Origin of the sequence: Thioclava kandeliae (assembly GCF_040297545.1) — a bacterium.
GTDB classification, from domain to species: domain Bacteria; phylum Pseudomonadota; class Alphaproteobacteria; order Rhodobacterales; family Rhodobacteraceae; genus Thioclava; species Thioclava kandeliae.
In genome coordinates this window covers 94,962-117,119 of the sequence record NZ_JAYWLC010000007.1, presented here as the reverse complement: position 1 = coordinate 117,119, position 22,158 = coordinate 94,962, and the positions used below count along the sequence as shown (strand labels likewise).

The 22,158-nt window shown below is 60.9% G+C and carries 20 protein-coding genes and 4 tRNA genes; 5 read left to right on the top strand and 19 right to left on the bottom strand.

What is annotated here, in order from left to right; translation table 11 throughout:
* Window positions 1-120 precede the first annotated feature (120 nt).
* A tRNA-Tyr gene (locus tag VSX56_RS10760) sits at window positions 121-204 on the bottom strand.
* A gap of 138 nt (window positions 205-342) precedes the next feature.
* Between VSX56_RS10760 and rlmB the strand changes: the two genes are divergently transcribed.
* From rlmB to VSX56_RS10745, 3 genes are all read left to right on the top strand, one after another.
* Window positions 343-1,140: a 23S rRNA (guanosine(2251)-2'-O)-methyltransferase RlmB gene (gene rlmB, locus VSX56_RS10755; RefSeq protein WP_350937000.1), complete on the top strand. Its 798-nt coding sequence runs from the start codon at window positions 343-345 to the stop codon at window positions 1,138-1,140.
* Window positions 1,141-1,374: 234 nt separating this feature from the next.
* Window positions 1,375-1,797, top strand: coding sequence for a CoA-binding protein (locus tag VSX56_RS10750; RefSeq protein WP_339113164.1), 423 nt, complete (start codon window positions 1,375-1,377; stop codon window positions 1,795-1,797).
* A 149-nt stretch (window positions 1,798-1,946) separates the two neighbouring features.
* Entirely contained in the window at window positions 1,947-2,525 is a 579-nt protein-coding gene (locus VSX56_RS10745; protein ID WP_339113163.1) for a cupin domain-containing protein, read from the top strand.
* 72 nt (window positions 2,526-2,597) lie between these two features.
* On the opposite strand, the gene VSX56_RS10740 is transcribed toward VSX56_RS10745, so the two are convergent.
* From VSX56_RS10740 to VSX56_RS10665, 16 genes are all read right to left on the bottom strand, one after another.
* Complete coding sequence (locus tag VSX56_RS10740; protein ID WP_350936997.1) at window positions 2,598-3,902, bottom strand: TRAP transporter large permease; 1,305 nt, start codon at window positions 3,900-3,902, stop codon at window positions 2,598-2,600.
* A complete protein-coding gene (locus VSX56_RS10735; protein WP_350936995.1) occupies window positions 3,899-4,549 on the bottom strand; it encodes a TRAP transporter small permease in 651 nt (216 codons plus the stop codon). Before VSX56_RS10735 ends, VSX56_RS10740 begins: the two co-directional genes overlap by 4 nt.
* Window positions 4,550-4,618: 69 nt before the next feature.
* Window positions 4,619-5,617 carry a TRAP transporter substrate-binding protein DctP gene (gene dctP, locus VSX56_RS10730; RefSeq protein WP_339113160.1) on the bottom strand — a complete coding sequence of 333 codons (999 nt, stop codon included), beginning with the start codon at window positions 5,615-5,617 and terminating at the stop codon, window positions 4,619-4,621.
* A 290-nt stretch (window positions 5,618-5,907) separates the two neighbouring features.
* Entirely contained in the window at window positions 5,908-6,738 is an 831-nt protein-coding gene (locus tag VSX56_RS10725) for an ABC transporter permease (RefSeq protein ID WP_339113159.1), read from the bottom strand.
* Window positions 6,735-7,616, bottom strand: coding sequence for an ABC transporter permease (locus VSX56_RS10720; protein ID WP_339113158.1), 882 nt, complete (start codon window positions 7,614-7,616; stop codon window positions 6,735-6,737). The genes VSX56_RS10725 and VSX56_RS10720 overlap by 4 nt, the downstream gene beginning before the upstream one ends.
* Before the next feature lie 39 nt (window positions 7,617-7,655).
* Window positions 7,656-8,375 carry a transporter substrate-binding domain-containing protein gene (locus VSX56_RS10715; RefSeq protein ID WP_339113157.1) on the bottom strand — a complete coding sequence of 240 codons (720 nt, stop codon included), beginning with the start codon at window positions 8,373-8,375 and terminating at the stop codon, window positions 7,656-7,658.
* 44 nt (window positions 8,376-8,419) lie between these two features.
* Window positions 8,420-9,214: an ABC transporter ATP-binding protein gene (locus tag VSX56_RS10710; protein WP_350936991.1), complete on the bottom strand. Its 795-nt coding sequence runs from the start codon at window positions 9,212-9,214 to the stop codon at window positions 8,420-8,422.
* 128 nt (window positions 9,215-9,342) lie between these two features.
* Window positions 9,343-9,837 carry a tellurite resistance TerB family protein gene (locus VSX56_RS10705; protein ID WP_350936989.1) on the bottom strand — a complete coding sequence of 165 codons (495 nt, stop codon included), beginning with the start codon at window positions 9,835-9,837 and terminating at the stop codon, window positions 9,343-9,345.
* A 53-nt stretch (window positions 9,838-9,890) separates the two neighbouring features.
* Complete coding sequence (locus tag VSX56_RS10700) at window positions 9,891-10,205, bottom strand: phosphoribosyl-ATP diphosphatase (RefSeq protein ID WP_339113154.1); 315 nt, start codon at window positions 10,203-10,205, stop codon at window positions 9,891-9,893.
* Complete coding sequence (hisF, locus tag VSX56_RS10695) at window positions 10,202-10,963, bottom strand: imidazole glycerol phosphate synthase subunit HisF (protein ID WP_339113153.1); 762 nt, start codon at window positions 10,961-10,963, stop codon at window positions 10,202-10,204. Before hisF ends, VSX56_RS10700 begins: the two co-directional genes overlap by 4 nt.
* Before the next feature lie 110 nt (window positions 10,964-11,073).
* The gene (gene hisA / locus VSX56_RS10690) at window positions 11,074-11,793 is read right to left on the bottom strand and encodes a 1-(5-phosphoribosyl)-5-[(5-phosphoribosylamino)methylideneamino]imidazole-4-carboxamide isomerase (RefSeq protein ID WP_350936986.1); all 720 of its coding nucleotides are present in this window, start codon (window positions 11,791-11,793) and stop codon (window positions 11,074-11,076) included.
* Between the two features lie 15 nt (window positions 11,794-11,808).
* A complete protein-coding gene (gene hisH, locus VSX56_RS10685) occupies window positions 11,809-12,447 on the bottom strand; it encodes an imidazole glycerol phosphate synthase subunit HisH (RefSeq protein ID WP_350936984.1) in 639 nt (212 codons plus the stop codon).
* A complete protein-coding gene (gene hisB / locus VSX56_RS10680) occupies window positions 12,447-13,034 on the bottom strand; it encodes an imidazoleglycerol-phosphate dehydratase HisB (RefSeq protein WP_339113150.1) in 588 nt (195 codons plus the stop codon). The genes hisH and hisB overlap by 1 nt, the downstream gene beginning before the upstream one ends.
* A 129-nt stretch (window positions 13,035-13,163) precedes the next feature.
* Window positions 13,164-13,238, bottom strand: a tRNA-Gly gene (locus tag VSX56_RS10675).
* Window positions 13,239-13,258: 20 nt separating this feature from the next.
* A tRNA-Gly gene (locus tag VSX56_RS10670) sits at window positions 13,259-13,333 on the bottom strand.
* A 43-nt stretch (window positions 13,334-13,376) separates the two neighbouring features.
* A tRNA-Gly gene (locus tag VSX56_RS10665) sits at window positions 13,377-13,451 on the bottom strand.
* Between the two features lie 332 nt (window positions 13,452-13,783).
* Between VSX56_RS10665 and VSX56_RS10660 the strand changes: the two genes are divergently transcribed.
* Window positions 13,784-13,981 (top strand): CsbD family protein, encoded by a 198-nt coding sequence (locus VSX56_RS10660; RefSeq protein WP_339113149.1) that lies wholly within the window; start codon window positions 13,784-13,786, stop codon window positions 13,979-13,981.
* Window positions 13,982-14,044: 63 nt separating this feature from the next.
* On the opposite strand, the gene VSX56_RS10655 is transcribed toward VSX56_RS10660, so the two are convergent.
* Window positions 14,045-17,479: a pyruvate carboxylase gene (locus VSX56_RS10655; protein WP_350936981.1), complete on the bottom strand. Its 3,435-nt coding sequence runs from the start codon at window positions 17,477-17,479 to the stop codon at window positions 14,045-14,047.
* Between the two features lie 228 nt (window positions 17,480-17,707).
* On the opposite strand from VSX56_RS10655, the gene VSX56_RS10650 reads away from it, so the two are divergent.
* The gene (locus VSX56_RS10650; RefSeq protein ID WP_339113147.1) at window positions 17,708-19,156 is read left to right on the top strand and encodes a TrkH family potassium uptake protein; all 1,449 of its coding nucleotides are present in this window, start codon (window positions 17,708-17,710) and stop codon (window positions 19,154-19,156) included.
* An 87-nt stretch (window positions 19,157-19,243) separates the two neighbouring features.
* Here VSX56_RS10650 and ileS read toward each other — a convergent pair whose 3' ends face one another.
* The gene (gene ileS / locus VSX56_RS10645) at window positions 19,244-22,147 is read right to left on the bottom strand and encodes an isoleucine--tRNA ligase (protein ID WP_350936978.1); all 2,904 of its coding nucleotides are present in this window, start codon (window positions 22,145-22,147) and stop codon (window positions 19,244-19,246) included.
* Window positions 22,148-22,158 lie beyond the last annotated feature (11 nt).

Sequence of the window (22,158 nt, the reverse complement as noted above, 5' to 3'; positions counted from 1 at the left end):
CGGATCGAATGTTGCGAGTATACTAAGCGCAACGCTGCCAGAAAAGACAGAGCTATGTCTTTTCCTAATCACATATTTTTCAGGAGCTTACAGCGTATCACCAGAACCCCTGAGGGGTAGTGGTGGGTGACCCTGGAATCGAACCAGGCGTGGGTCTCCCCGGCGGAGTTACAGTCCGCTGCCGCACCTTGCAGCACGTCACCCGACGCTGTGTGGCGGCTTTTACGGAGAGTGGCGGGGACCGTCAAGCACCTTTTTCGATTTTTCTTGCAACTCTTTCTCGGGCTTGCCAATTGGCGCGCAAATGCGCAGGAAGAAGATCAAGTATATAAGGGGAATCCGATGAAGAAGCCGTCTTGGGTCATCGACAAAGAACGTTCGAAACGCGCAGCGGCGGCGGAAACCGTATGGCTGTTCGGTATTCATGCGGTGCGTGATGCGCTGCTTAATCCCAACCGCACGCGACTGCGTCTGGTCCTGTCCAAGAATGCCGCCGACAAACTGGCCGAGGCCATCGCACAATCGGGCATGGAACCGGAGATCGTCGATGTGCGCCGCTTTACCAAGGACGTGCCGATCTCCGAGGATTCGGTCCATCAGGGGGCGGCACTCGAGGTGAAGCCTCTCGACTGGGGCAAGCTGGTGGATGTCTGCGAACCGGGGCAGGGCTCTCCGGTGGTGGTGCTTCTCGACCGCGTGACCGATCCCCATAACGTGGGTGCGATCCTGCGCTCGGCGGAGGTGTTCGGCGCGCGGGCCGTTGTGGCACCGCATCGCCATTCGGCGCCCGAGACCGGCGCCTTGGCGAAAACCGCCTCCGGCGCGCTGGAGCGGCAGCCCTATCTGCGCATCCAGAACCTTGGCGATGCCATCGAGCAGCTCCAGAAGATCGGCTATGTGGTCTATGGTCTCGCGGGTGAGGCGGAGATGACGCTGGCCGAGGGTCTGTCGAAATCCTCCGATCTGCCGATCGCGCTGGTGATGGGCGCCGAGGGGCCGGGGCTACGCGAGCGCACCCGCGAGCTGTGTGATCATCTGGTGAAAATCCCCTTCGCAGCGGATTTCGGATCGCTCAATGTCTCGAATGCCGCGGCGATTTCGCTTTATGCGGCTGTCAGTCGCCTCCCTGCGCAATCGTGACAGAACTGCCACGGCGCGCGAAAAAATCGATCTTACGGATCACATAGTCGAGAGAATAGCGACGGGGCCTTTAAATGGCCGCCGCCGTTTCTAACTTGATAGGCAGGAGGCGCAGACTCGGAACCGCTGCGCCTTGTTCACTGTCCCTCGTTCCGCACTCGCGCCCAGGCCTTATGGTCGGGGCGCTTTTTTTTGAAGGATTCCCGCAAGGGACTGAAAAAGGGAGTAAAGCCGATGACGACCGACACCACCCTGCGCGAAATATTTACAGCCACCAAAGTGATTGCCGTGGTCGGCTATTCTGCCAACACGGACCGGCCGTCGCATATGGTCGCGAAATTCCTGCAAGGCAAAGGCTATCGGGTGATTCCCGTCAATCCGGGGCTGGCGGGGCAGAGCGAGTTGGGCGAGACCGTCTATGCCGATCTCGCTTCGATCCCCGACGGGATCGCGGTGGATATGGTGGATATCTTCCGCCGCTCCGACGCGGTGCCCGAGATCACTCGCGAGGCGCTGGAGCATCTGCCGTCGCTGCGCACGGTCTGGATGCAGATCGGGGTGGCGAATGCCGAGGCCGCGGAGCTTGCGGAGCAGGCAGGAAAGACCGTGGTGCAGGACCGCTGCCCGAAGATCGAGATGCCCCGCCTTGGGCTATAAACCGGGGTGATCGTGCAGGGTTGCTTAATATTTTTGCATATCCCGAATAAAATTACGGTAAATGCTCGGATTTGCGTGATTTTCTCGTCATTAATCCGTTGCCCTGCTAAGAAAATGTTCCGGACGTAAGGATACAAACGGGACAGGCGATGGAATTTGATGTGGGTGCACGGCTCAAGGCCGTGCGCAAGGCGCGCAAGATGTCACAGCGGGAAATGGCCGCGAAATCAGGCATCACCAACGGGATGATCTCGCTGATCGAGGGCAACAAAACGAGCCCGTCGATTTCGTCGCTCAAGAAAATCCTCGAAGCGCTCGATCTAACCCTGTCCGAGTTTTTCGAAAGCGATGCGGCGGTTGTGGATAAGTTCGTGTTCCGACATGACGAACTGGAGCGCATCACCCCCGAACAGGTGGATGGCTCGGGCATCAACCCGCTGTCTCCTGCGGCCAAGTTGCAGCGTCTGGGCTATTCCCAAGGCAGCTCGCTTCTGATGCTCTACGAAACCTACGAGCCGGGCGCTGATACCGGCGAGCCCTATACCCATGAGGGCGAGGAGGCGGGGTTCGTGATCGAGGGCGAGCTGCTTTTGGAGGTCGATGGCGAGGTCGAGGTGCTGCAAGTGGGGGATGGTTATAAATTCGCGTCCACCAAACCGCACCGTTTCCGCAATATCGGCGCTGTGCGCTGTGTTGTGATCAGTGCCTGCACACCGCCAACCTTCTGAGACCTACGCATTCTGAGACGTTGTCCCCAAGCGGATAGAAAAAGGCCCGAGTTGATCCCTCGGGCCTTTCTTTTACTGGATGCCCATCAACAGGCGCGGCAGCCAGAGCGACAGATCGGGACAGAAGGTCACGATCATCGTCATCGGCAAATGCCCGAAGATCAGGAATTTCAGCGTTGGTTTGAGATATTTGTCGAGCGTCAGCTTGGAGACGCCACCAGCCATGTAGAGCATCGGTGCACAGGGTGGGGAGACGTTGCCAAGGCCCAGATTGGTGCCAACGATGGCCGCGAAATGGATCGGGTGGATGCCCAGTTCGTTGATGACCGGTAGGAAGATGATCGCGGCCAGAACCGAGCCCGAGATGTCATCCACGATCATGCCGATGAAAAGAAGCACGATATTGATGAGGATCAGGATGACATATTTGTTGTCCGACAGCGACAGCATCGCCTCGGCCACCTCTTTGGGGATCTGCTGCAGGATCATCGCGCGGCTCATCATGAAGAGGAAGAACAGCACCGAGATGATCGAGCCGGTGGTGATGGCCGAACGCACGAAGGAGGTCGCAAAGCTGCGCAGTGTCAGGCCCTTGTAGATGAAGAAGCCCACGGGGATCGCATAGACCAGCGCGATGGCCGCGGCCTCGGTAGGGGTGGCGATGCCCGAATAGATCACGCCGAGGATGAGGACCGGCATCAGGAGCGCCCAGAACGCCTTTACCCCCGAGCGGCCGATAGTCTTTACCGACTGGTCGAAGGTCAGCTTCTCCTCGACCTTGATGGTGTCGACATTGCGCAGGAAGATGAAGTTCAGCACGACATAGATGACGGCCAGCAGGATGCCGGGGATCAGGGTCGACAGGAACGCCGCGCCCACCGAGATGCCGCCGGTGATGGCGAAGACGATCATTGGGATCGAGGGCGGGATCATCAGCGCCAGAACCGACGAGCAGGCCACAAGCGCCGTCGCATGTCCTGCGGGGTAGCCCTCACGGATCATGCGCGGGATCATGATCTGGCCGATGGCTGCAATCGCTGCCGAGGACGAGCCCGAGATCGCGCCAAACAGCGCACAGGTGATGACGGTCACGGCCCCCAGACCGCCCTTCACGCGGCCAACCAGCGAGTTGACGAAGTTGAGAAGGCGTTCGGAAATCCCGCCTTCGGCCATCAATGTGCCTGCCAGAACGAAGAGCGGCAGCGCCAGCAGCGCGAAGCTGGAGGTGGTCTGGTAGGCATAGGGCAGAAGGAACGAGACATCCGAGCCGCTCGCCAGCCCGAAGACCAGCGCCCCCGAGCCGAAGGCCAGTGCAATCGGCATCTCGGCCAGCAGCAGCACCACGATCAGGGCCATGGAGAGGAAGAAGATCGTCATTGGTCACCCCCTTTCGCCGCGAGGGCGGGGTTGCGGAACACGCAGAACTGATTGATGAATTGCAGCACCAGATACAGCACCATGCCACCAAAGCCCGCGATCAGCGACGAGGACCATAGCCAGCGCGGCCAGCGCATGTAGGAACTCATGCGGTTCTTGTCGATCTCGAACATCGCATAGCGGATGGCGTAATAGGCAAAGACGCTCGCCGCGATCAGCGAGAGCACGGTCATCAACATCCGGACGGCCTGAATGGTGCGCGGCGTCTTGACCACCAGTGTGAGAATGCCGCCATGGATATGCTCGCCATTGCGCGTCACATAGGCCATGCCGAGGAAATAGATCCAGACGCCGAAGAGAAGGGCGATCTCCTCGATGCCTACGAAGGGCGAGTGGAAGACATAGCGCAGCAGCACCTGCGCGAACATCAGCCCGGCCAGTGCGAGGCCGAAGACAAAGAGGAGCGTGAAGATCAGCCCCGACAGCAACGTCTCGGCCCGCATCACGGCGCCATAGAAGCCCGTGGGCTGCCATTCGGGGATGGCGGTCAGCTGGTCGGGAATGTCGGTCGCGTCGACTTCTGCGACATAGATATAGCTATCCGCACCGACCGGTTCGTGCGGATGCTGCTTGGATGATCGGGTCATGAAAGCCTAGCGGGGAAAGAGGAAAGGAAAGGCCCGGCACCGGGGTTGCGGTGCCGGGCAGGGGCGGGGTTACTCGATCCCCGCCGCTTTGCGCAGTTTGCCCATGATTTCAGGACCCACGATCTTTTCCATCTCGGGCCATTCGGTCGCGTAGACGATCTCCTTGGCCGCGGCCATCTGGTCATCGTTCAGGTGGACGATCTCGACCCCCGCATCTGCGGATTTCTGGAGGAAGTCCTCGCTCTTGGACTGGGCATCGGCCCATGCGTGATCGATGACCTTGTCGGCATTGGCCTGGATCTCGTTGCGCTCGTCCTCGGGGAGGTTGTCCCACCAGTCCTTGTTCACCAGCCAGAAGGCGGTTTCGAAATAGTCATTGGTCAGGATATTGGCATCGAGCACGTCGCGCATGTCATAGGTCTCGACGGCGGTCGAGAAGGCGCGCGCATCGACGGTGCCCAGCTGCAGTGCAGTATAGACTTCGGCCAGCGGGATCGGCACGGCCGAGAAGCCCAGATTGCTGAAGCGGTCGACGGCAATCGCCACCCCGGGCACGCGGATCTTCACGCCGGCACCATCGGCGGGGAAGTTGACGGGACGGGCTTTGACGCCCTTGCGGATGACGACCGAGCCGAAATCGGTCGGGATCAGGCCGATCGCGTGCAGGTCCATGTCATGCAGGATGTCGTTATAGACCTCCAGCATCTCCGAACCCGGACCATAGACGCGCTTTGCATCGTCCCAGTTGTCGACGACGTAGCCCAGCCAGCTGAGATCAAGACGCTGGTCGAATTCGGACGCGCCCCAAGTCAGGGTCATCGGCACCACGCCCTGCATGGTCTGCTCGAAGAGCGAGGTCCAGTCGCCGAGATCGCCTGCGGGGTGGTAATCGATGCTCACATCATCGCCCATATCGGCAATGAATTCCTCGGAGATCGAATGGAAGACATGCTCGGTGTTCATCGCATGCGCGAGCATGAAGCTGTCTTTGGCATGGGCGGGCGCGAAACCTGCCACAGCGCAGAAAGCGGCGGCAGTGGTTGCGCGAAGAATGGTCTTGATCGACATATTGTTTTCCCCTGTTGAGGGCCCTCGGGCCGTGAACAGGGATTGGCTAACATGCACGCTTTTGTGACACAAATATATTAAACACTACACAGCATATATCCGCATATATTCTGTCTTATTTGAGCCTGCTTAAATTATTTTGTTTTCTTTTGGCGTATATATTAATCGAATCCCACCGTTTCCTGGTTGCTATTTAATCAGATGCCACGAATTCGAAACCGCAGCCGCCATGGGCTACGGTCCTGTTTAATGCAGCGCAAAAGCCGCAGGTTGTGTTTTATATATTGTGATTACCGGATGAGATTCGGACGAATCTTCAATTTGCCCACCGCGCCCGGCATATGGCGGTTCAGCCGGCGATTGATCAGTCCGAAGACCGAGATCACGATCAGGGTCAGGCAGACGAAATAGAACGCCGCAATCGGATAGGCCACGAAGGGATTGAAAGTCTTGTCGGCAATGTAGCTTGCATAATAGAGCGCATCACCCTCCTGACGGAAGGCCGGGAAGCCCGAGAAGAACACCAGCGCCGTCGAATGGAACAGGAAGATCGCCTCGTTGGTATAGGAGGGCCATGCAAGCCGCAGCATCGTAGGCCATGTAATCTTGCGGAATTTCTTCCAGCCCGAGAAGCCATAGGCATCCGCCGCCTCCATATCGCCCTTGGGCACCGAGCGGAGCGCGCCGTAGAAGATCTCGGCGGCATAGGCGGAGGTGTTGAGAAATAGCACCAAGGTCGCCCCTGCCCAGGCGCGCGTCACCCACGAGGTCTCGATGGTGATCCCCAGCACGTCGAACCCGCTGCGGGGCAGGGCGCTGAGCAGCTCATAGGCCAGAAAGAACTGGATGAACAAGGGCGAGCCGCGAAACAGGAAGACGAACCAGTCTGCCGGTTTGCGCAGCCACAGTGTTTCCGAATTCTTGCCAAGCGCGAGGGCTGTGGAAAACAGGAAACCGAAAGCCAGCGCCAACACCCCGAAATAGATGTTCCAGATCATGCCGGAGCCGATCAGGGTGAATTCGTGGCACAGGGTGAAATCGGTGCGGGGCAGGGCACGCTCGCCCAGCCCGATGGAACGCAGCCCGTAATCCTGGATGATCTGAATGCAGCTGTCGCTCATGCTGCGGCCTTTCGCATTTTTTCGCCTGCCAGTGTGGCCTGACCGCGCGAAAGCCGCGCATTGATGCGGGCGAATGCCCATTCGGAGATTTTCGTCATCAGCAGGTAGAAGACCAGAAGGGCGAGGAAATACCAGATGCGCCAGTCGGGATGGGGATAGTCATAGATACCGGATTTGGTGGCGCCCAGCTCGCGCGCCCAATAGACGATATCCTCGACGCCCAGCAGGAACAGGAGGGGCGTCGCCTTGATCAGGATCATCCACAGGTTTGACAGGCCCGGCATCGCATAGACCCACATCTGCGGGATCAGGATACGCCGCGTGATCTGGCGCGGGCTCATACCATAGGCCTCACCGGTTTCAAGCTGCGCGCGCGGCACGGCCTTCATCGCGCCAAAGAGCACATTCGAGGCAAAGGCCCCGAACACCACCGCGAAGGCCACCACGGCAAGGATGAAGCCGTAGATCTCGTGCCAGATCTGAGGCGCGGAATTGGGCGGCAGTTTGGCGGCGGGACAGACGAGGAAGTTCATGTTCTGCCGCACGGGCTCTGTCCAGTCGGGGCAGAGCGTGACGTGGCGGATATATTCCAGTCCCTGATCGAGGGCGATCGGAACGAAGAGGAAGAAGATGATATCGGGCACACCGCGCACCATCGCGGTATAGGCCTTGCCAAAGATCCTCAGCGGCAAGATGTTCGAGCGCGCCGCCAGCGCACCGCCGAAGCCGAAGGCAAGGGCGAGGGGAGCGGTAATGACCAGCAATGCCAGAACCGTGCCGAACGAGGCATAGAACATCAGGTGTTTGCCGGTGGTCAGATAGCACAGAAGCCAGCCAAGGCCGGAAAGTGCGGAAGGGTCGGTGCAGCTGTCGAACATCGGGAATAAGAGGGGCGGGATAGACCCGCCCGCTGCTCCTTAGTAGTGTTGGGCGTCTTCGCCGAAATATTTGGTGATCAGGTCATTCAGCGTGCCATCGGCTTTCATCGATTCAATGGCCTTGTTGAACTTGTCTTTCAGCTCGGTATCGGACTGGCGCAGCCCCATGCCGACGCCATCACCCAGCTGCACGTCATCACCGACCCATTTCAGATCGCCTTCCTCGGCAAAGGGCTTGAGCGCATCATAATCGGCAAACACCGCATCGGCTTCGCCATTGCGCACGGCAGCAACCGCATCGTCGAGGGTGGCGTATTCGGCCAGCGTCTCGCCTGCACCGGCCACATATTCCGATTGCAGCGTGTTCACCTGCGCAGCCACGATCGCGCCTTTCAGATCCACGCCCTCATCGAGCGCCATATATTTGGAGGCCGCCGGCGGGGTGTAGTTCTCGGTGAAAGCGATGGTCTCGGCACGTTCTTTGGTGATGTTCATGCCGGCCATGATGGTGTCATAGTTGCCCGACAGAAGGTTCGGGATGATCGAATCCCAGTCATTGGTGACCCATTCGCAGGTCAGCTCGGCGCGTGCGCACAGTTCGTCGCCCAGCTCGCGCTCGTAGCCCGCAACCTGACCGTTATCGTCGATATAGTTATAGGGAGGGTAGGCGCCCTCGGTCCCCATACGCACGACATCCTGTGCCAGAGCAGCCGTAGCACAAAGCGTCATTGCGCTGGCAGCCATAAGCAGTTTTTTCATGAGAATTCCCCTGTGAGTTCTGTTTGTTGATCTGTTTTGGGTGGTTATGCCGGCGCGGTGGCCGACAGGAACTGTTGCAGCCGCTCGGATCTGGGCGCGCCGAAGATTTCCTCGGGCGGTCCTTCCTCCAGCAATTTGCCCTGATGCAGGAACACGACATGGTCGGACACATCGCGGGCCAGCCGCATATCATGGGTCACCAGAATCATCGTGCGGTGCTCGGAGGCCAGTTCCTTGATGACCTTCACCACTTCCTGCTGCAATTCGGGGTCGAGCGCGGAGGTCGGCTCGTCGAGCAGAAGCGCCTCGGGCTGCATGCACAGCGCCCGCGCGATCGCCGCGCGTTGCTGCTGGCCCCCCGACAGCTGGGCGGGCCATGCGTCGCATTTATCGCCAATGCCGACCTTGGCCAGATAGTCCCGCGCCAGCGGCTCGACCTCCTTGGGGTCGCGCCCGAGCACGGTGACCGGCGCTTCCATGACATTCTGCAGGACGCTCATATGGGACCACAGATTAAACTGCTGAAACACCATCGAGAGATTCGTGCGCAGCCGCGTGACCTGGGCGCGGTCCGATGGACGCCGCGCAAGGCCCGTGCCGCGCCACCCTACGCTTTCACCCTTGAACAGGATCTCGCCCTTCTGGCTGTCTTCCAGTAGATTGCAGCACCGCAGGAGGGTGGATTTGCCCGAGCCCGAGGATCCGATCAGGGAGACGACATCGCCCTGGCGTGCCTTGATCGAAACGCCCCTGAGAACTTCCAGCTCGCCGTAACTCTTGTAGAGATCACGGATTTCGATCACGGGTTCGGCACTGGAGGAACGGGTAGGAACTGTCACGGAGACCTTCTTTGGGTAGCATCTTTGCCCTAAAATGTAGCAAAGAGGCCCCATGAGGCAATCCCGTATCGACCGATTGGTCGAATTTTACCGGCCGGTCAGCCAAGCGCTCAAGATTTACGCGCCAATCACGCGCCCCAGGGGCCTTTGGTTTGGCCTGTAGAGGAGGCGTTCTCCGACAGGGCCGCGTGCCGCTCTTCCACCCGCTGACGGGCGAGGGCGGAATCAACATCGGTGATGCCCAGAAGCTTGGACGTCAGGCGGATCAGCGCATCCTCATCGGCGTCGCGTTCTCCATCAGCCAGCGCAACCTCCCACAGTGCCTCGAGAATCGAAGCACGGTCGCCATAGGGAACCTTTTCCTTGAGCGCGCGGGTGAAGCGCACGGTATCGGGGGCCTGCGCCTCCAGCTCCTCGGCATCCCTGCGCAAAGCCCGGGCGTCTTCCGCCGAGAACCCGCGCCCGACGAGCACACGCCCGATCCGTTCGCGCTCTTCCTCGGTATAGGCCTCATCTGCACGGGCGAGCCGCACCAGAAGCGCGGCCAGCGCCAGCTCGCAATCATCGGTATTCAGCGGATCGGGTTCGGGGGCGGACAGGGCCGCGAGAAGCGATTTGAACATGGGTCTGATCCTATACCGGTTGCGCCAAGGGGCAAATCACGCCCCCGTCAGGCTCATTTGGGGCGCGCGGCCTTTTCGGCAATGCCAGAGGTGCCTTCGCGGCGTTCCAGCTCGGCAAACACATCGGCCAGCGTTACATCGCGCGCGGCCAGCATCACCATCAGATGGTAGAGCGTATCGGCCGCCTCCGAGGTCAGCCGCGCCTTGTCGCCCTTTACCGCCTCGATGATTGCCTCTACGGCTTCCTCGCCGAATTTCTCGGCGCATTTCTCGGGACCCTTGGCAAACAGTTTTGCCGTCCAGGAGGTTTCCGGATCGGCGCCCTTGCGTGAGGCAACGGTGTCGTAAAGTTTCTCGAGCGTGTTCATGCAAGCCTCATCGGAATACCGGCGCGCGCCATATGCTCTTTGGCCTCGCCAATCGTATAATCGCCAAAATGGAAGATCGAGGCCGCCAGCACCGCACTCGCGCCGCCCTTGGTCACCCCTTCCACCAGATGGTCCAGAGTGCCCACCCCGCCCGAGGCGATCACCGGCACATCCACCGCATCGGAAATGGCCTTCGTAAGCGGTAGATTGAACCCCGCCCGCGTGCCGTCCCGATCCATCGAGGTCAGGAGAATCTCGCCCGCACCCTTGGCCGCCACCGTGCGGGCAAATTCCACCGCATCGATACCGGTGGGCTTGCGCCCCCCATGGGTGAAAATTTCCCAGCGGCCGGGCTCTACCGTCTTGGCGTCAATGGCGCAGACGATGCACTGGCTGCCGAAGCGGTCGGCCGAGGCCGCGATAACATCCGGATCATTGACGGCGGCCGAGTTGAACGAGACCTTATCGGCCCCTGCGAGCAGCAGCTTACGCACATCCTCATGGCTGCGCACGCCGCCGCCCACGGTCAGCGGCATGAAACACTGCTCGGCGGTGCGACGCACCAGATCATACATCGTGCCACGGTTCTCGTGGGTGGCATGGATATCCAGAAAACACAGCTCGTCCGCGCCCGCCGCATCATAGGCTTTGGCCGCCTCCACAGGGTCGCCCGCATCCACCAGATTGACGAAATTGACGCCCTTCACCACGCGCCCGTCGGCCACGTCCAAACAGGGAATAATCCGCGTCTTCAGCATGTCTCGCGCTCCTTTCGCGCCATCTTGCAGCCCCTCGGATTTCCAGCGTCCGGAAATATCCCGGGGGTGAATTGGGCCCCTTTCCGGGGCCCAAGAGGGGGCAGAGCCCCTTAGCCTTTCAGGGCCGAAAGCGCACTCGAGAGATCCAGTGCACCATCATAGATCGCCCGCCCCGAGATCGCACCCGAGATCACGCCGGTATCGCGCAGCGCGATAAGATCCGCCAGCGACGAGACGCCGCCGGATGCGATCACGGGGATCGACACAGCGCGCGCCAGCGCCTCGGTCGCCTCGATATTCGGGCCGCCCATCGCGCCATCGCGCATGATATCGGTATAGATGATCGCGGCCACACCCGCATCCTCGAAGCTCTTCGCCAGATCGGTGACCATCACATCGGTCTCCTCGGCCCAGCCCTTTGTCGCCACGCGGCCATTGCGCGCATCGATCCCCACAGCCACCTGGCCGGGGAAGGCTTTTGCCGCCTCGCGCACCAGATCGGGGTTTTCCACCGCCACGGTGCCGAGGATCACGCGCGAGAGGCCCTTCGACAGCCAGCGCTCGATGGTGGCCATATCGCGGATACCCCCACCCAGCTGGGCGGGGACCTTGATACGCGCAAGGATCGCCTCGACGGCTGCAGCATTCACCGGCTCGCCGGCAAAGGCGCCGTTGAGGTCCACCAGATGCACCCATTCGCAGCCTGCGGCCTCGAATTTCGCGGCCTGTGCGGCCGGGTCATCGCCAAAGACGGTGGCCTTGTCCATGTCACCATGAAGAAGGCGCACGCATTGGCCGTCTTTGAGGTCGATGGCGGGATAGAGGATCATGGTCGTCTCCGGTAGTTACGGCTTCCAGCCGAGGAAATTGGCAATGATACGCAGGCCGGTGGCCTGGCTTTTCTCGGGATGGAACTGGGTGCCGATGATATTGTCGCGCCCAACGATCGCCGTCACATCGCCCGCATAATCCACATGTGCCAGCCGGTGTGCCGGATCCTCGACGCGGAAATGGTAGCTATGGACGAAATAGGCGTGATCGCCGGTCTTCACGCCGTCGAAGACAGGATGCGCATGATCGATCACCAGATCGTTCCAGCCCATATGCGGCACCTTCAGCGCGGTATCTTCAGGGGTGATCTTCACCACCTCGCCCGGGATCCAGCCAAAGCCTTGGGTCTCGCTGAATTCCAGCCCGCGGGTCGCCAGCATCTGCATGCCGATACAGATCCCCATGAAGGGTTTGCCAGCGGTAACGCCCTCCGAGATCGCCTCGTAAAGCCCCGTGAAATGGCTCAGCGCCGCGCGGCAGGACGGAAACGCCCCATCGCCCGGCAGCACGATACGGTCGGCTTTGGCCACCACATCGGGGTCCGAAGTCACGACGATCGTGCCCGCATCGGTCTCGCGCGCCATCCGCTCGAAGGCTTTCTGCGCCGAATGCAGGTTGCCGCTATCGTAATCGACAAGTGCGGTCAGGGTCATCACAGCGCCCCTTTGGTCGAGGGCAGAGAGCTTGCCATGCGCGGGTCGGTTTCGACCGCCATGCGCAGGGCGCGCGCGACCGATTTGAAGGCGGCTTCGGCGATATGGTGGCTGTTGATACCATGCACCAGATCGACATGCAGCGTGACCCCGCCATGGGTCGAGAGCCCTTGGAAGAACTCGCGCACCAGCTCGGTGTCGAATGTGCCGATCTTGGCGGTCGGGAAGGGCAGGTTCCACACCAGATAGGGGCGTGCCGAGAGATCGAGCGCCGCACGCACCTGCGTGTCATCCATTGCCAGCGCGAAATGGCCGTAGCGGTTGATGCCCTTCTTGTCGCCCAGAGCCTGCGTCAGCGCCTGACCCAATGCTATCCCCACATCCTCGACCGTGTGGTGATCATCGATGTGATAATCGCCCTTGGCGCGGATCGTCATGTCGATCAGCGAGTGCCGCGAAAGCTGGTCCAGCATATGGTCGAAGAAGCCGACGCCGGTCTGGTTGTCATAGACACCGGTGCCGTCCAGATCGACGGTGACCTCGATCGCGGTCTCATGGGTCTTGCGGGTGATGGTCGCCTTGCGCATGGGCCTGTCCCTTGTTGTCTTGGGGGCCTTATAGGGCGGGGGATCGGTCCTTGCCAAGGGGCGAGCGGAACCATGGCGGATAGGAATGGCGCAAAAACAAAAAACCTCCCGCGAGGGAGGTCTTTTGATTGGAGCGGGCGAGGCGATTCGAACGCCCGACCCTAACCTTGGCAAGGTTATGCTCTACCCCTGAGCTACGCCCGCACCGAGCTATGTTGTTGTCGTGGAGCGGGCGAGGCGATTCGAACGCCCGACCCTAACCTTGGCAAGGTTATGCTCTACCCCTGAGCTACGCCCGCACTTCACGACAAAACCTCTTACGAGGCTGGGTATTCACCGAATTGGAGCGGGCGAGGCGATTCGAACGCCCGACCCTAACCTTGGCAAGGTTATGCTCTACCCCTGAGCTACGCCCGCACCGTTTCGGTGAGGGGCGATTTAAGGGATAGAGCTGGACCCTGCAAGAGGAAAAAACCGGAATTATGATTTTTCTTTCCGATGCCTATCGCTCGGGTGAAGCCAGACAGGGAAATACACCAGAAGGCCGGGGGGGTTACATCGTGCAGCCACCGCTGCCCGCCGGATCGGGCGGGGAAATTCGTGTTTGCACGCCGAATCGTGCGGTGATCCCGCAGCGCCCTGATCAGGGTGGCGCATCAGAAGTGGGCAGGCGCCGGCGGAACCGTATCACGGCTTCGACGTTATCCTAGTGAACCGCGCAAGATGCGCGAGATTACGGAGGTACTGCTATGAATACCGATATGATCCAAGGCAAATGGAAAGAGCTTTCCGGATCGGTCAAGGCCCAGTGGGGCAAGCTGACCGACGACGAGATCACGCAGGCCGAAGGCGACCGTGAGAAGCTCGAAGGGCTGATCCAGCAGAAATACGGCAAGACCAAAGAGGAAGCGAAAACCGAAGTCGACAAGTTCTTCGACAAGCTCTGAGTATCGCTTCCCCGCTATTTTGCGAGAGAAAACGAAGAAGGGCGCCTCGCGGCGCCCTTTTCGTTATTCCAGCTCGATCAGCAGGTCCTTGGCGTCGATCTGCGCGCCGGGTGTGACATGCACAGCCTTCACCGTGGCCGCACGATCGGCCGATAGACCTGTCTCCATCTTCATCGCCTCGATGGTCAGCAGCTGGTCACCCGGATTGACCTTCTGGCCCGCGCTGACCGCAATGGAGGCCACAACCCCCGGCATGGGTGCGCCGATATGGTTCGGATTACCCGCATCGGCCTTGGGCGCGGCCTTGGTGGCCGCTTTCACGGCACGGTTGGGCACGCGCACCGCACGCGGCTGGCCGTTGAGTTCGAAGAAGACCTTCACATCGCCTTTCTCGTCGGTTTCGCTGGCCGTCTGATAGCGGATCTCCATCGTCTTGCCGGCGCCGATCTCGACCGAGATCTCGTCGGCGGGTTCCATCCCGTAGAAGAAGACGGGCGTGGGAAGCGCGCGCACGGGACCATAGGTCTCGTGGCGGCGGGCATAATCGGTGAAGACCTTGGGATACATCAGATAGGCGGCGAGATCCTCGTCATCGATCTCCTTGCCATCCAGTTCCTCGGAAACCTTGGCGCGGGTGTCCTCGAGATCGACCGCGGGCAGATGCGCACCGGGACGCTCCGTCGAGGCGCGCTCGTCCTTGAGCACTTTTTTCGAGATCGCTTCCGGCCAGCCTCCGGGCGGCTGGCCCAGATTGCCGCGCAGCATGTCCACCACCGAATCGGGGAAGGACATCTCGCGCTTGGGATCGAGCACATCGGACTTGGTCAGCCCCTGCGCCACCATCATCAGCGCCATATCGCCCACGACCTTGGAGGAGGGAGTCACCTTCACGATATCGCCGAAGATCTGGTTGGCATCGGCATAGGCCTGCGCCACCTCGTGCCAGCGTTCCTCGAGGCCGAGCGAACGGGCCTGCGCCTTGAGGTTGGTGAACTGGCCGCCGGGCATCTCGTGCAGATAGACCTCCGATGCGGGGGCCTGCATGCCTGATTCAAAAGCCGCATACTGGGTGCGCACGGCTTCCCAATAGTTCGACATCCGGCGGATGGTCTCGATATCCAAACCCGTGTCGCGCGGGGTATGGCGCAGAGCCTCCACTATCGAGCCCAGACAGGGCTGCGATGTGCCGCCCGAGAAGGCGTCCATCGCCGCATCGACCGCATCCACTCCGGCCTCTGCCGCCGCCAGAATGGTCGCACCGGCAACGCCCGAGGTGTCATGGGTGTGGAAGTGGATCGGCAGGCCGACCTCTTCCTTCAGTGCCTTCACCAGCATTCCGGCCTGTGTGGGCTTGAGAAGCCCCGCCATGTCCTTGAGCCCCAGAACATGGGCGCCAGCGGCCTCAAGCTGTTTGGCCATGCCGACATAGTATTTCAGGTCATATTTCGAGCGCGCCGGATCCAGCAGATCGCCGGTATAGCAGATCGTGCCCTCGCAGACCTTGTTTGCCTCGATCACCGCATCCATCGCGACGCGCATATTCTCGACCCAGTTGAGGCTGTCGAAGACGCGGAAGACATCCACGCCCGAGGTGGCGGCCTGTTTCACGAAGAACTGCACGACATTATCGGGGTAGTTGGTATAGCCCACACCGTTAGAGGCGCGCAGCAGCATCTGCGTCATCACGTTGGGCATGGCGGCACGGATGTCGCGCAGGCGTTGCCACGGGCATTCCTGCAAGAACCGATAGGCCACGTCAAACGTCGCACCGCCCCAGCATTCGACCGAGAAGAGGTCGCCCAGATTGGCCGCATAGACGGGGGCCGCCTTGATCATATCGATCGAGCGCATGCGCGTCGCCAGCAGCGACTGGTGGCCATCGCGCATGGTGGTGTCGGTCAGCAGAAGCTTCGTCTGCGCCTTCATCCAGTCCGCCACGGCCTGCGGGCCTTGGTCCTCCAGCAGATTACGGGTGCCGGGCTTTACCGTGCCGTCAAGCTGCGGCACGACAGGGGGCTTGGCATCGGCTGGCGGCTTGGCGCGGCCTGCCGTCTCGGGATGGCCGTTGACGGTGATATCGGCAATATAGTTCAGGATCTTGGTGCCACGGTCGGCGCGGGATTTGAAATCGAACAGGTCCGGCGTCGTATCGATGAATTTCGTCGTGTAGCTCATATCCAGGAAGGTCGGATGTTTGAGCAGGTTGATGACGAAATCGATATTGGTGGACACACCGCGCACACGGAATTCGCGCAGGGCACGGTCCATCCGCGCGATTGCCTGTTCGGGCGTCGCGGCGCGTGCGGTGACCTTGACCAGAAGGCTGTCATAATATCGGGTGATCACGCCACCCGCATAGGCCGTGCCGCCATCTAGACGGATGCCGTTACCGGTGGCCGAACGATAGGCCTGAATGCGGCCATAATCGGGGATGAAGTTGTTCTGCGGATCCTCGGTGGTCACGCGGCACTGCATCGCATGGCCCAGAAGGTGCACGCCCTCCTGCGCCGCCACGCCGGTCGCTTCCGCCAGCGTCGCGCCTTCGGCAATGCGGATCTGGCTCTGCACGATATCGATGCCGGTCACCTCCTCGGTGACGGTATGTTCCACCTGCACGCGCGGATTGACCTCGATAAAGTAGAACTCCTGGCTGTCCATATCCATCAGGAACTCGACCGTGCCCGCATTCTGGTAGCCCACCGCCTGACCGATCTTCAGGGCCAGCTGGCAGACCTCCTCGCGCTGGGCCTCCGAGAGATAGGGGGCAGGGGCGCGCTCGACGACCTTCTGGTTGCGGCGCTGCACGGTGCAGTCGCGTTCATAGAGGTGATAGAGCCCGCCATGGGTATCGCCCAGAAGCTGCACCTCGACATGGCGCGCGCGCAGGATCATCTTCTCGAGATAGCCCTCGCCATTACCGAAGGCGGCCTCGGCCTCACGACGGCCCTCGCGGACCTTCTCGACCAGTTCCTCGGGGCCATTGATCGGACGCATGCCGCGCCCGCCACCGCCCCACGAGGCTTTGAGCATCAACGGATAGCCGATTTCGGCGGCTTCTGCCTTGATCGCATCGAAATCATCGCCCAGCACCTCGGTCGCGGGGATGACCGGCACACCGGCCTTGATCGCCACGCGGCGTGCGGAGGCCTTGTCGCCCAGCGCACGCATCGTCTCGGCCTTGGGGCCGATGAAGGTGATGCCGTTCTTCGCACAGGCCTCGACGAAATCGGGATTCTCGGAGAGAAGGCCGTAGCCCGGATGGATCGCATCCGCCCCCGAGAGCTTTGCCACACGGATGATCTCGTCGATGGCGAGATAGGCACCCACAGGGCTGAGGCCGCGGCCGATCTGATAGGCCTCATCGGCTTTGAACCGGTGCAGGCCCAGCTTGTCCTCCTCGGCATAGACGGCGACCGTCTTCTTGCCGAGCTCATTGGCTGCACGCATAACACGAATGGCAATCTCGCCACGGTTGGCGACAAGGATCTTCTCGAACATAGCGCCTTACTCCTCCTACTCTTCCTTATGGCTAGCCTAGCGGTGCCGCGCTGCGGCGCAAGTGTGGAGGCTTTGAGAATATGCAAAACCGGAGAGTTTTATTTACCAAAACGACCAGTTTTTGCAGGCCTGGCGTGAACTGCCGAAATTTGCATCCAAAACACCGCGTCTCATGGCGGGAGCGGCCAGCCTATTGACAGCACGCGCGCTTCGGGCAAAGCAGAGGCCATGACGGATTTGCGCCCGGTGGGCTATATCATTGGTCTTCTGATTACCGCGCTGGGCATCTTCATGCTGATTCCGGCTGCGCTGGATCTGTATCGCGGTGACCCCAACTGGCAGGCCTTCACCGAGAGCGCGATGATCTGTGTGATCGTCGGCGGGCTACTGGCGCTGGCGGCCCATGACAGTCTGGGGCAGGTGCTGGATCTGCGGCAGAGCTTCGTGCTGACCAGCGGTGTCTGGGTGGCGCTGCCGGCAATGGGGGCGCTGCCTTTCATGATCGGGGCGCCGCATCTCTCGTTCACAGATGCCTATTTCGAGGCGATGTCGGGGATGACGACGACAGGCACCACGGTTATCCCAAAGCTCGACGATCTGCCCCATTCGGCCAATCTCTGGCGCGCGATCCTGCAATGGCTCGGGGGGCTCGGGATCATCATCGTCGCGATGATCTTCCTGCCGGTGATGAAGGTCGGGGGCATGCAGTTCTTCCGCTCCGAGGGTTTCGATACGCTGGGAAAGGTGCTGCCGCGCGCCCGCGAGATTTCCCGCGCGCTGATCCGTATCTATCTGGGGCTGTCGGTGCTCTGCTGCGGGGCGTTCATGCTGTCGGGGATGAGCTTCTATGATGCCATCCTGCATTCGCTGACCACCATCTCCACAGGCGGTTTTTCCAGCGAGGACAAGAGCTTCGGTGCGTTCCTCGGGGCGCCCGAATATGTGGCCTCGGTCTTCATGCTACTGGCGGCGATGCCGTTCATCCGTTTCGTGCAGCTGGTGAAAGGTGATGCCGGTCCGATCTGGCGTGATCCTCAGGTGCGCGCCTTCCTTCGCTGGCATCTCTACGCGATCTTGATCATCGTCATCTACCGCCTGTTCCGCCACGAGGATCCGTTCTGGCCGACGCTGCGCGAGACGATCTTCAACGTCGTCTCGACCTTCACCGGCACGGGCTATTCCTCGGTCGATGTTACCCAATGGGGGCATCTGGCTTTTGTCATCCTGATCGTTGTCGGGCTGATCGGGGGCTGCACCGCCTCGACGGGCTGTTCGGTCAAGGTCTTCCGCTATCTGATCCTGATCGAGTCGATCAAGGCACAGGTGCGCCGCCTCTATAGTCCGCATCGGGTGACGCTGATCCGCTATGACGGGCATCCCGTGACGGAAGATGTGGTCAACTCGGTGATGGCGTTCTTCTCCTTCTTCATTCTCAGCTTCGGCCTGCTGATCGTTGCACTGGCACTGACCGGGCTCGAAACACGCACGGCGGTTACCGCTGCATGGACGGCGATCGCCAATGTCGGGCCATGTTGGGGGCCGGAGGTGTCGGCCAACGGTTCAATCGTAAGCTTCCCCGAAACTGCCAAATGGCTGATGTCCTTTGGCATGTTTCTCGGTCGGCTGGAGCTTCTGTCGGTGCTGGTGCTGTTCCTGCCGCGATTCTGGCGGGCGTGAGCCGGAGCTGATCGGGCCTGTTCCAAGGCAGCAACGAAAAACGGCGCCCCGATCGGAGCGCCGTTTTGTTTTGCCATACAGCCCGATTTAGCCGAGCGCATCGTTGCAGCGTTTGCAGGTATGGGCGTGCTGGTGCGTGCCGACATCCGGCAGGATGCGCCAGCAACGTTCGCATTTCTCGCCCTCGGCCATCTCGAAGACCACGGCCACACCGGCCACATCGGGCAGGCGGAAGGCTTCGGCAGGGGCGGCATCCGCCGTCAGCGTGATGCCGGAAGTGATGCACAGATCCTCGAAGGGCACTGTTTTCAGCACGTCCAAAAGCTCCGCATCCTCCACATGCACAACGGGTGCCGCCTCGAGCGAGGCACCGATCACCTTGTCGCGGCGCTGCACCTCGAGGGCTGCGGTCACGGCACGGCGGGCACGGCGGATCGCCTCCCATTTCTGGGCCAGTGCGGCATTGCGCCACTCGGCAGGCGTCTCGGGGAAGTCCTCGAGATGGACCGAGGCCTCCGCACCATCAAAGCGCGACAGCCAGACATCTTCCATCGTAAATGGCAGGATCGGCGCGAGCCATGTGGTCAGGCGATGGAACAGGATGTCCATCACCGTGCGGGCGGCACGGCGGCGGGTGCTGTCTGCCGGGTCGCAATAGAGCGCGTCCTTGCGGATGTCGAAATGGAAGGCCGACAGCTCGATCGTGCAGAAGGTGAAGAGCTTCTGGAACACGGACTGGAAGTTGAAGGCGCGGTAATCTGCCTGGATTTCCGCGTCGAGCTCCGCCAGACGGTGCAGGATGAAGCGCTCGAGCTCGGGCATCTCCGAAACATCCAGACGCTCGCTCTCGTCGAAATCCTTCAGCGCGCCGAGCATATAGCGCAGCGTGTTGCGCAGGCGGCGATAGCTATCAGCCACGCCCTTGAGGATTTTCGGACCGATCCGCTGGTCGGCGGTGTAATCGGCCTGTGCCACCCACAGACGCAGGATATCGGCGCCATATTCCGAGATTACCTCTTGCGGCGCGACGGTGTTGCCGATGGATTTGGACATTTTCATGCCCTTCTCATCCAGCGTGAACCCATGGGTGACCACATTGCGATATGGCGCACGGCCCTTGGTGGCCGAGGCCTGCAGGAGCGAGGAATGGAACCAGCCACGGTGCTGGTCGGTGCCTTCCAGATAGACATCCGCGATGCCATCGGGGGTGCCGTCTTCACGGTCGCGCAGCACGAAGGCATGGGTGGACCCAGAGTCGAACCATACATCCAGCACGTCGAAGACCTGATTGTAGTCCTCGGGGTTCACGATGCCATCGAGCACGCGGGCCTTGAAGCCCTCTTCATACCAGACATCGGCGCCTTTTTCCTCGAAAGCTGCGGTGATGCGGGCATTCACTTCCGCGTTGCGCAGCAGGAAGTCCTCGGCATCGGGTTTGGCGCCGACTTTGGTGAAGCAGGTCAGCGGCACGCCCCAGGCGCGCTGGCGCGACAGAACCCAGTCGGGGCGCGTCTCGATCATCGAATGCAGGCGGTTTTTGCCGCGCTCGGGGGTGAAGGTCACCAGTTCCTCGATGGATTTCAGCGCGCGCTGACGGATGGTGTCACCATAGGTGCCCATGCCGTCCTCCATTTTCGCATCGATGGCGGCAAACCATTGCGGCGTGTTGCGATAGATCAGCGGCGCTTTCGAGCGCCAGCTATGCGGATAGCTGTGCTTCAGCTTGCCCTTGGACAGCAGCGCACCAGCATAGGCCAGCTGCTTGATGTTTTCCACATTGGCGGGCCCGTCCTTGCCATCATCGGCCACGATCTTCATGCCGGCAAAGAGCGGCAGATCAGCGCGATAGGAGCCATCGGCCTCGATGTTATAGGTCATCTTGAGGCCGAATTTCAGGCCCAGCTGATAGTCGTCATCACCATGCGACGGCGCGGTATGGACAAAGCCCGTGCCCGCATCATCGGTCACATGATCGCCCGGCAGCATGGGGACATCGTAATCCCACTCGCCATTGGCGCCTTCGACACCCGCATAGGGGTGGTTGAGGATCACGCCCTCGAATTCCGAAGTCGCCACATCGCGGATGCGCGAATAGCCCTCGACCTTGGCGGAATTCATCACATCATCGGCCAGCTTGTCGGCCAGCACGATCAGCTCGCCCGCTTCCGCCGTGGATTTGTCGGCGGGAATATCCACACGGTAGAGGCCGTAGGACATGGACGGGCCATAGGCCACTGCGCGGTTTTGCGGGATGGTCCAGGGCGTGGTGGTCCAGATCACGACCGAAGCGCCGTCCAGCACATCGGCCTTGGGCTTGAAGCGGACCCAGATCATGTGGCTCGTGTGGTCGTGATATTCGACCTCCGCCTCGGCCAGCGCGGTCTTCTCGACCGGCGACCACATCACGGGTTTCGAGCCCTGATAGAGCGTGCCATTCATCAGGAAGGTCATGAACTCTTCCGCGATCACGCGCTCGGCGTGGAAATTCATGGTCAGGTAGGGGTCGTCCCAATTCCCGTAAACGCCAAGGCGCTTGAATTCCTCGCGCTGGATATCGACCCAGCCTTCGGCAAACTTGCGGCATTCCTGACGGAAGTCGATGACCGGAACTTCGTCCTTGTCCTTGCCGGCCTTGCGGTATTGCTCCTCGATCTTCCATTCGATCGGCAGGCCGTGGCAATCCCAGCCCGGAACATAGCGCGCGTCATGGCCCATCATCTGGTGCGAACGGGTGATGATGTCCTTGATCACCTTGTTCAGCGCGTGGCCGATATGGAGATGCCCGTTGGCATAGGGAGGGCCGTCATGCAGCGTGAAGGGGGTGCGGCCTTGGGCTTTTTCGCGCAGCCGGTCATAGATGCCGATCTTCGCCCAACGCTCGAGCCATTCGGGCTCGCGCAGGGGCAGGCCCGCGCGCATCGGGAAATCGGTTTCGGGCAGGAAGACGGTATCGTGGTAATCGACGGATTTGTCGGTCGTGTCGGCACACATAGGGAGCATAT

Bases quoted from the DNA above. Each gene is read 5' to 3' on its own strand.
- rlmB (WP_350937000.1), top strand. From the start codon at position 343: ATGAAGAAGCCGTCTTGGGTCATCGACAAAGAACGTTCGAAACGCGCA.
- VSX56_RS10750 (WP_339113164.1), top strand. From the start codon at position 1,375: ATGACGACCGACACCACCCTGCGCGAAATATTTACAGCCACCAAAGTG.
- VSX56_RS10745 (WP_339113163.1), top strand. From the start codon at position 1,947: ATGGAATTTGATGTGGGTGCACGGCTCAAGGCCGTGCGCAAGGCGCGC.
- VSX56_RS10740 (WP_350936997.1), bottom strand. From the start codon at position 3,902: ATGACGATCTTCTTCCTCTCCATGGCCCTGATCGTGGTGCTGCTGCTG.
- VSX56_RS10735 (WP_350936995.1), bottom strand. From the start codon at position 4,549: ATGACCCGATCATCCAAGCAGCATCCGCACGAACCGGTCGGTGCGGAT.
- dctP (WP_339113160.1), bottom strand. From the start codon at position 5,617: ATGTCGATCAAGACCATTCTTCGCGCAACCACTGCCGCCGCTTTCTGC.
- VSX56_RS10725 (WP_339113159.1), bottom strand. From the start codon at position 6,738: ATGAGCGACAGCTGCATTCAGATCATCCAGGATTACGGGCTGCGTTCC.
- VSX56_RS10720 (WP_339113158.1), bottom strand. From the start codon at position 7,616: ATGTTCGACAGCTGCACCGACCCTTCCGCACTTTCCGGCCTTGGCTGG.
- VSX56_RS10715 (WP_339113157.1), bottom strand. From the start codon at position 8,375: ATGAAAAAACTGCTTATGGCTGCCAGCGCAATGACGCTTTGTGCTACG.
- VSX56_RS10705 (WP_350936989.1), bottom strand. From the start codon at position 9,837: ATGTTCAAATCGCTTCTCGCGGCCCTGTCCGCCCCCGAACCCGATCCG.
- VSX56_RS10700 (WP_339113154.1), bottom strand. From the start codon at position 10,205: ATGAACACGCTCGAGAAACTTTACGACACCGTTGCCTCACGCAAGGGC.
- hisF (WP_339113153.1), bottom strand. From the start codon at position 10,963: ATGCTGAAGACGCGGATTATTCCCTGTTTGGACGTGGCCGACGGGCGC.
- hisA (WP_350936986.1), bottom strand. From the start codon at position 11,793: ATGATCCTCTATCCCGCCATCGACCTCAAAGACGGCCAATGCGTGCGC.
- hisH (WP_350936984.1), bottom strand. From the start codon at position 12,447: ATGACCCTGACCGCACTTGTCGATTACGATAGCGGCAACCTGCATTCG.
- hisB (WP_339113150.1), bottom strand. From the start codon at position 13,034: ATGCGCAAGGCGACCATCACCCGCAAGACCCATGAGACCGCGATCGAG.
- VSX56_RS10660 (WP_339113149.1), top strand. From the start codon at position 13,784: ATGAATACCGATATGATCCAAGGCAAATGGAAAGAGCTTTCCGGATCG.
- VSX56_RS10655 (WP_350936981.1), bottom strand. From the start codon at position 17,479: ATGTTCGAGAAGATCCTTGTCGCCAACCGTGGCGAGATTGCCATTCGT.
- VSX56_RS10650 (WP_339113147.1), top strand. From the start codon at position 17,708: ATGACGGATTTGCGCCCGGTGGGCTATATCATTGGTCTTCTGATTACC.
- ileS (WP_350936978.1), bottom strand. From the start codon at position 22,147: ATGTGTGCCGACACGACCGACAAATCCGTCGATTACCACGATACCGTC.